The sequence below is a fragment of the Bradyrhizobium sp. P5_C11_2 genome, assembly GCF_054049755.1.
The window spans coordinates 1-8,756 of sequence record NZ_JBFULT010000320.1; the positions used below are offsets into that span (position 1 = coordinate 1).

Here is an 8,756-nt window from a genome sequence, read left to right on the forward strand (position 1 = left end):
CCCATATTGAGCCCACGCTCGAGGGTGAGTTTGAGTTCTTCGTGTCACTGGAAAAGCCTAGCCGAGCGGAAGCGCGGGAGAAGCTGAAAATGCAACAATTCGAACTGATTCAGAATGCGAAGCGTCTCGTTGCGGAACGTCAGCGAAGATCCTCATTAGCGGCTCTGATGTGAGCACGTTGCAAAATTGTGTTCTGTGGCTGGACGATCAGCGATAGTGATGGGCCGGCGCGGGACGTGTTTGTAGGGGGCACTTGGTGCGCAGGAATGCGGGAAAGATGGGCTGGAGCCCTTTCACCTTATGATGTTTGCATCGCGTTCGCGGGCTTTGCAGACGAGGAGAACGAGCGCGGCAAAAAGGCTGCTTGGTTCAGCAAGCGCCGCACTAGCGACCGCACCTACTCCGCGCATTCATCGAGGGTCGTGACCGTCGTCGAGCTCAACAACACCGTGCTCATCTGCTGTGCGGGAGGTCGGCGGTTCTGGCGAGGACGTCGCCGGAGCAAGCCTGAGGATCGGCCCCGTTCAGCTTCGCGCTCACGACCGGCGTCGCCACTGCCGCGGCCATTCAGGCACCGCTCCAAGCCGCCAAACACCACGTCTCACGGCCCGACGCAAAGCCTTCCAGGGTCGGCTCGACGGCGCTGTTCGGGAGGCACACACGCCCATCTTCCAGGAAGCGCCGGAGGGCTGGCCGGCACCGCAGCAACTGATAGATCCGCTCGGCTTCCGCGGAGGAGAGCGACAGGCGCGCGCCGAGCGTCGAGCGCAGTGACCAGCGGGGCGCACGGCCGCCGACGAGCCCGCCGTCTCTCAGCCGTCGCTCGGACGTTGGGGCCGTGCTCGACCTCGGATTGGAAAGGAAAGCAAGCGATTGACCCTACTTATCGGCTTCGGTAATTGCAGATGGGGCAAAAGCCCTCAGACTGCGGGCGATGACGCGTGCAGCAAATCGAAGTCCCAGATGATAGGTCATCATTATCTGAATTTGCTGAGATGTGGGAAGAATTTAATTTCTGCAGCGGCAATTAAAATCGGGAGCCAGAATTGAAGCACGTGCGCCCAGACCTCGACGGTAGGCGGTTAATATCAGAAGATAAAACCCGAACCTGGCTAGTATTCCATGGGTTAAGGCATCATATCTCTAGTGCGGCGGTATATGATTCTTTATTTAGGCCGAGCATAGAATTTGAGGAATTTTCCGATCTTGATGCAATTGCTGAAGGACCTGACCTTACCAACGGAACATGTTTGGTAAGCAGCGCTGAAAGTGGCGAGATATATCTTATTTTTGGCAGTCCCTCCGTTAACATTCGGAAGCATCTCGTTCAGACTTACGAAACGTTCATAGCCATGGGTTTCAACGACTCTCTTGTCACTAGAGTTCCCTCAATTTTGCTTGCCGCGATACCATCCGGTCGGCCAATTCGACTGGAAGTCAGCTTATAGCTATCATACTCTGAGCTCGCCGCGCGGATCTGTTCGTCACAGTTCTATTCGAGCTTGACGCCTGCGCCTTGTAGATGAGGATTAACTTGCGCGAAATTTCCGTCCGCTCTCGGGCACCCCTCCGGCTCGGCCTTGCCGGCGGTGGGACCGATCTGTCCCCGTACTGTGATGATTATGGGGGCGCTATTCTGAACTGCACCATCGACCGCTATGCCTATGCCTTCGTCGCGACTCGCAACGATGGTGTCCTGCACTTCGTAGCGGGAGATTTGGGTCAGGAAGAAACACACGCAACTGGTAGGCTCCTCGACGCGGCAACTGGTCTTCGGTTTCACCGGGCAGTCTACAATCACTTTGTCGAGCGAGGCGACCTGGACCCAACGATCGGCCTGACTGTCACCACTGGTGTCGATTGTCCGCCTGGTTCAGGCCTTGGCTCCTCCTCCGCGTTGGTCGTTGCACTTTGCGAGGCGTTCCGCTTCCTCTGCAATACCCCTCTAGGCCTCTACGATTTAGCTCATCTCGCCTTCGAGATCGAGCGGCTGAAGCTGAAGCTGGCCGGCGGCAAGCAGGACCAGTATGCGGCTTCGTTCGGCGGCATGAACTTCATCGAATTTCTCCCAAACGACCGGGTTATCGTCAATCCTCTCCGGGTCGAACGGCCTTTTTTGAACGAACTGGAAGCCTCCCTGATCGTGTGTTCGACTGGCGTTTCGCGGCAATCTGAGCGCATTATTAATCAGCAAGTCGACCGCATGGTTCAGCGGGACGCGCGCGCCCTTGAAGCTTTGCACGCCATCAAGCACGCAGCTGTCGACATGAAGCAGGCGCTACTCGGCGGAGATTTGCGGAAGCTTGGTGACATTCTCAACCAGTCCTGGACCTCGAAGAAAGCGACTGCTGCTGGCGTCTCAAGCGGATTGATCGACGAACTTTTCGAGGCGGGTCTCCGCGGCGGAGCTCGTGCGGGCAAAATTTCCGGGGCGGGCGGCGGAGGCTTCATCATGTTCCTGACCGACCCGGAGCGGCGTCGGAACCTGATCTCGCATCTCAATGAGGTTGGTGGCGAGGCCGGGCCGGTTCACCTGACGAGGCGTGGGGTCGAAGCATGGCAGGTGCACAACAACGTCGGTGAATCAAAACAGGTAGGCTGAATGGCAATTCGTTCTTCCTGCTTCGCTTTTTCGCTCCGCCAGGCCTCAAGTTAAGACATGACCGATATCGAACGCTTCACGCCGTCGATGGGCGGGCGCATCGCTTACGAGCACTTGCACCGGTACGCCTTCGTCAAGGATTTTGCCGCAGGTGCTGACGTGTTGGATGTAGCCTGCGGCGAGGGTTACGGGGCTCATGTTCTCGCGTCCGTCGCTCGGCATGTCGTGGCCCTTGATGGCAATGCCGCCTGCATCGACGCCGCGCAGACGCGCTATGGAAGCGAGCGGCTCGAGTTCCTCTGTGGCGATGCGGCAGCGATTCCTGCTCCGGACGCGTCGTTCGACGTCGTCGTTTCGTTCGAGACAATCGAGCATCTACTCGATCCGGAAGGGTTCATAGGGGACATCAGACGCGTCCTGAGGCCTGGAGGGCTTCTTGTTATCTCCTCGCCAAACGAGCCCGAGTATCGGAAGAGCTTGGCGTCGCCGAACCCGTTCCACCTCAAGGAATTCGATCTTCAGACGTTCGATGACATTCTCGCCCGGCAATTCGCGTACCGCGAGATGCTGGGCCAGCGCATGTTCATCGCCTCCTCCTTGGCACCATTGGGCCGGCATCGACAGCCGAACGACCCGGCCTACCGCGGCCTTACCGGCACGCCCGGCGACGGGGAACGCCTAGCAGACCTATATCCGGGCGTCGCGCGGCTCGCATCACCCGAGTACCTGCTCTGCCTCTGCAGCGATGCCCCTATCGAACATCCGGTCGCCGCAGATTCGGTCTTCCTGATGCCCGACGACGATCTCTGGTTGGAGCATCGCCAGGTTATGCGTTGGGCCTCAGGCGTTGATGGCGAGATGACTGCCCTCCAGCAGAGGCTCGGTCAGGTCGAGAACGAACGCGCAGCGGCGCTTCGCGAGGGCGCTGTCCATCARCAGCAAGCACAGATGGCTGGCGAAATCCGCGCGCTGCTCGATGCTGAACGCGCCTCGACCCGTCGCGTGTTGGAGGCCAGCCATGCTCTCGTTGGCCAACATGAGAAAATGAACCAAGTACTTCTGCAGCGGGAGCAAGAGACTCGAGCAAGGCTCGTAGAGGCGGAGCAACGTGCTGCCGACATTGAGGCGGTGCAAAGAGCGGGGCTGGAGAGGGAGTTGTCCGTCCTGACTCCGTTACTGTCTCGCTTAAAAGGTGAGGCGGTTACCGCGACCATTCCGGTCTTGGCGGATGTTCTTGCTGTGGGGTGGCATGAGCGCTCGGTGATGGAGGGAAAACTTGGCGGCTTAAGCGCGCGCCTTTCGGACGAGGCTGCGCGCTACGATCAGCTAGCGGCGGAGATGGCCTCGCTCACAGCTTCAAAGGCGCGGATGGCGGAGCAAATCGATAGCCTGACTGCAGAGCTCGCCGAGGCGCRSACGTCTCATTCCAGCAAGGAGGACGCACTCAAGCAATCKGTGCAGAGCCTCCGGGCGCAAGCGGCCGAAAGGGACGCCGCCGCGTCCAAGCTCGCAGCCATAATCGACATGCAAAGTAGCGTCGCGAAGGGTGAGACCCTCGTCACGACCAACGAGCTGGCCGAGATGGTGGATCTGATCGCCTATAGAGATCAGCTCCGACGCGATATGCTCACGTCTGCGCGCGTTCTCCGGCGGCTTCAAGCTGCAGCACCCCCTATGACGGCGCAAGCGGTGCTTCCGGTCGAACCGGGCGACGAACTCTGCGAACGCCTCTACTTCGACGAGTCCTACTACATCGCTCACGTTCCTGAACTTCTCGACGGCGATATCGATGCGTTCCGGCATTATCTTGAGAAGGGTTGGCGGGAGGGACTTTCGCCCTGTGCCTTGTTTGACGGGGATTGGTATTTGGCCAAATACCCGCAAGCCCTAGAAGCGGGAATCAACCCGCTGTCCCATTACGTTCGATATGGGTTGGCCGCGGGATTCCAACCGCATCCCTGCTTCGATCGAGTCTACTACAGCGAGCGCTATCCGGACGCCCTGCGGCACACACCCGACCCCTTCCTGCACTTCATGCGCCAAGGCCTGCAGCTCAACAACGCGCCGTCCGCGAATATCGCGGCGTTGGCGTCTGGCAGCCGAATGATAAATGTATTGTCACTTATTCTCGAAGAGGATCTGACACGGCTCAAGGAGCCGGCAGATCCGAGAGCATGGCCGGCCCCCCTCAACGATTATTGGCTCCCTCAAACGCTGAACGATTATATCAACGACGAGTTCGGCCCGGCCTCAATCAAAGAATTATCGTATCTCTTTTCATTGATCTCCGCGTTCGAGTCCGATCCCGCTGCCTTCGAGGAAAGTCCTGATCTCAAATATCTGGTGAGACGCTGCCGGATGGGCAGGGACAGATCCAAAAAGGTAAGACCAGACGTCTCCATCATTATACCGGTTCACAATAATCTCATCTACACGTTGACCGCGATCGTCTCAATCCTTGAGCACAAGACGTCGCTAGCGCTGGAAATTATCGTCGGCGACGATTGTTCGACCGATGCGACGCCCCGGATCGTCGGCGCGCTCGGGCCATCCGTAACCCTGACGCGGCACGCAACCAATCTGGGTTTCCTGCAGAACTGCAATGCCTGCGCCCGCCAGGCGGAAGGACGCTATCTTGTCTTCCTCAACAACGACACCCTCGTGTTGCCGGGCTGGCTCGACGAATTGATCGCGCCTCTCCAGTCCGGCAAGAACATCGGGATGACGGGCTCGAAGCTTATCAACGGCGACGGCACGCTCCAGGAAGCCGGTGGCATCATGTGGGAGGATGGGAGTGCCTGGAACTACGGCCGCGGCTCCGATCCGCGCCTGCCGCATTTTAGCTACTCGAAAGACGTGGATTACTGTTCCGGTGCATCGATTGCCCTGTCGAAAACCCTCTGGGACGAACTCGGCGGTTTCGATACGTTATTCTCGCCAGCCTACTGCGAAGACTCCGACCTCGCCTTCCGGGTCCGCGCAGCCGGAAGCCGGATGTGGCTGGCCGCCTCTTCGGTCCTGATCCATCATGAGGGCCGATCACACGGGCGCGATGTCAATTCAGGCGTTAAGACTTATCAGGTCACCAATCACGCCAAGCTAGTCGATCGCTGGCAGGAGACCTTTGCGCGGGAGCTTCATCCCAATGCGCAGAACGTCTTCCTGGCGCGCGACCGCAGCGCCCGCAAACCTCATATCCTCATCGTCGATCACTACATCCCTCAATGGGATCGCGATGCCGGCTCGCGAACGATGTTGCATTTCACGCGGATGTTCGTGCAGCAAGGCTTTCAGGTTACCTTCTGGCCAGACAACCTCTATCACGATCGCGCATACGCAAAGCCAATGCAGGATATGGGCGTCGAGATCATCTACGGACCGCAATATGTAGATGGCTTCGAAAACTGGATCCGAGCGTCTGAAGACTTCATACCTTACGTGTTCTTGAGCCGGCCACAGATAGCAGAAAAATACATCGACATCATAGATCGTAGCAAGACCAAAATCTTGTACTACGGCCATGACCTACACTGGAAGCGCCTCGAGAAGCAGCTAGCGGTGAACCCGACGGATGACTTGCGCCTGGAGATGGAGGCCATGCGCCGGCTGGAAGAGCAGATTTGCCTGAAATCCGATGTCGCGCTTTATCCCAGCGGCGACGAGATCGAAGTTCTCAGCAAACGACTACCCGGTCTCCCCGCCGCCGCCGTACCGGCTTGGTACTTTGATAGCCCCGAGATCGAAGCGATGCACACGCGCGTCAGAAGCAGCGTGAAACGCGAGTCCGAACATCTCATGTTCGTTGGCGGGTTTCAGCATCAACCGAATGTGGATGGGGTGATCTGGTTCGTTTCCGAAGTTTGGCCTATTGTCAGAGCCGCTTGCCCGGATGTGCGGCTGACGCTTGCGGGATCGAATCCGCCCGAGAGCATTAGGTCCCTGATGAATCTTGGACAGTCGATCACGGTAGCTGGTCACATCAGCGATCTCGCCCTTGATCAACTCTATAAGCATGCCACTCTGGCGATCGTTCCGCTTCGCTTCGGCGGCGGCGTCAAGGGGAAATTGATCGAGGCTTTTTCCAAGGGTATACCTGTGGTCTCGACGCCAACTGGCGTTCAAGGAATCACTGAGGCAGACAAAATTTGTTTCATTGCTGATGATGCTGAAAAATTTGCTAAGCACGTCATAAATTGCATTTCGAATCCCGCTTCAACAAACGACAAGGCACACAACGCGGTAAAATTTTTGGAGCAGAACTATGCAATCAATTCCTTGGTCGAGAGCCTAAGTCCGTTCATCAAGGAATTTGATAACGGTTGATCCTGCCCGCGGGTGTTGCTCAAGAAGCAGATTCCGTGCGGCATCGAGGTCTTGGGGTTCGGTGATAAAATCACCGACCCTCGCGGTCCTTGGCGCCGGTGCGGCCGCGGTTTTTTAAGGTCAGCGATTCTTGCCCCATGCCGTGGCTAGAGCCTTCGCCAGGGGCTCATCCTTGTAGAGCTTGTAGCCGACGAGGCCTGCCGCTTCTGCTGCTGCGACGTCGTGATCCTGGTCACCGATCAACACGCTTCGGCTCGCATCCACCGGCCAGTTTGCGAGGAGATCGAGGATCATGCCTGGTGCAGGCTTCCGCCATTCGGAAGCGCGTGCGTAGGCGGGAATAACGCCATCCGGGTGGAACGGGCAAAATCGAAACGCATCGATATGCGCGCCAATTTCACGTAGTTCCGCCTGCATAAAGGCATGCAGGTGTCGCACACTATCCTCGTCGTAGAAGCCGCGCGCGACGCCTGCTTGGTTGGTCACGACGAACACGAAGACGCCCTCGTCGTTCAGGCGTTTGACGGCCTCGGGAGCTCCGGGCAGCCATGCAAAGCGCTCGACCGAGCCGACATAACCGCGATCCTCATTCAGGACCCCGTCCCGGTCGAGAAAGACGGCTGGCCGGCGTTGGGCTGCCGGTATATCCACCTGCGCCCGCGCGTAATCATCCGGGATCCCGATATCGAGGAAGAACCCGTCGTAGACGCGGCCCGCCAGCTTCCCGGCCGCAGCCAGAGGAGTGAATCCGTCCGACTCCAGTGAGCAGGCGGGGCTCAGCTGATCCACGAAGGACCGCCTGACTGCGTAGACGCCGCCGTTGACCAGACCGTCCGCCGCTTCGCCCGTCTTCTCCGCGAATTGACAGATGCGTCCGCGGTCGAGGGTGACGGTGCCGTAGCGCGCCGCGTCGGCGACGCGTCGCAAAGCAAGAGTCGCGACTGTATCCTCGTCCAGCCGCAACGCGAGATCCAGGATGTTTATATCGAACCAACTGTCGCCGTTGAACAGGAAGAAAACCGGGTCGAGATGGGCGCGGGCGTGCCATAGGGCCCCGCCCGTTCCGGCCCGGTCGGGCTCCACTGAAACATCGAAGGAGAGCCCCAGGCGCGGACAGACCTCGGTAGCGAAGGCATTGATCTCCTCGGCGCGGTGGGCAGCAAGAAATAGAACCCTATCCACGCCGTGGCGCTTGATCTCGAATAGAAGCCGCTCGAGGAATGGCGTTCCTGCTACGGGGAGCAGCGGCTTGAGCGTCGTTCGCGTGAGCGCGCCGAGTCGACTGCCTATACCACCGCAAAGGATGACGGCCTGCGTGATTACGTGAGGCTGCATGCTTTCAGTTGCCGCGTTGGCCGAACAGCTCCGCCTCGACCGCGCCGCAGATCGCGTGAGCAGCCGTGATGTGCAACTGCTGAATCATCGGGGTAGAGGCGTGCGGCGCGGCAAGGAGCAGATCGCAGAGCGGCTCCATCGCGTCGCTGGCAGACCCCGTGAAGCCGACGGTCGTCACATTTTGCTCCCGCGCGGCGCGCAGAGCACGCAGGATATTCGGCGAGCGACCCGATGTCGAAATGCCGATGAAGACATCTCCTCGCCGCCCAAGGCCGAGCACCTGGCGTTCGAAGACTCGCTCGTAACCGTAATCGTTACCAACAGCCGTCAGGACTGACGAATCGACGGTCAGAGCGATTGCAGCCAATGGAGCTCGGTCAAAATTGAGGCGGGAGACGAACTCACCTGCGATGTGCTGTGCATCCGCCGCGCTCCCGCCATTGCCGGCAAACATCAGCTTACCGCCGCCGCGCAAAGCGCTCACGCAGGCCTTGGT

At 58.9% G+C, this 8,756-nt stretch carries 4 protein-coding genes; 2 read left to right on the forward strand and 2 right to left on the reverse strand.

Annotation, left to right across the window (positions count from 1 at the left end; translation table 11 throughout):
• The first annotated feature begins 1,534 nt into the window (after positions 1 to 1,534).
• Together ACXJL8_RS25825 and ACXJL8_RS25830 are read left to right on the forward strand one after the other, a co-directional pair.
• Positions 1,535 to 2,602: a GHMP family kinase ATP-binding protein gene (locus tag ACXJL8_RS25825; RefSeq protein WP_456685825.1), complete on the forward strand. Its 1,068-nt coding sequence runs from the start codon at positions 1,535 to 1,537 to the stop codon at positions 2,600 to 2,602.
• Positions 2,603 to 2,659: 57 nt separating this feature from the next.
• On the forward strand, positions 2,660 to 6,925 hold the full coding sequence (locus ACXJL8_RS25830) for a methyltransferase domain-containing protein (RefSeq protein WP_456685826.1): 4,266 nt from the start codon (positions 2,660 to 2,662) through the stop codon (positions 6,923 to 6,925).
• Positions 6,926 to 7,045: 120 nt separating this feature from the next.
• On the opposite strand, the gene ACXJL8_RS25835 is transcribed toward ACXJL8_RS25830, so the two are convergent.
• Together ACXJL8_RS25835 and ACXJL8_RS25840 are read right to left on the reverse strand one after the other, a co-directional pair.
• Positions 7,046 to 8,260 carry an HAD-IIIA family hydrolase gene (locus tag ACXJL8_RS25835; RefSeq protein WP_456685827.1) on the reverse strand — a complete coding sequence of 405 codons (1,215 nt, stop codon included), beginning with the start codon at positions 8,258 to 8,260 and terminating at the stop codon, positions 7,046 to 7,048.
• 4 nt (positions 8,261 to 8,264) lie between these two features.
• Positions 8,265 to 8,756: D-sedoheptulose 7-phosphate isomerase (locus tag ACXJL8_RS25840; protein ID WP_456685828.1), on the reverse strand; the 492-nt coding region annotated here is incomplete at its 5' end.

What these genes read in the sequence shown, in the direction of transcription:
- ACXJL8_RS25835 (WP_456685827.1), bottom strand. Translation starts at nt 8,260, where the DNA reads ATGCAGCCTCACGTAATCACGCAGGCCGTCATCCTTTGCGGTGGTATA.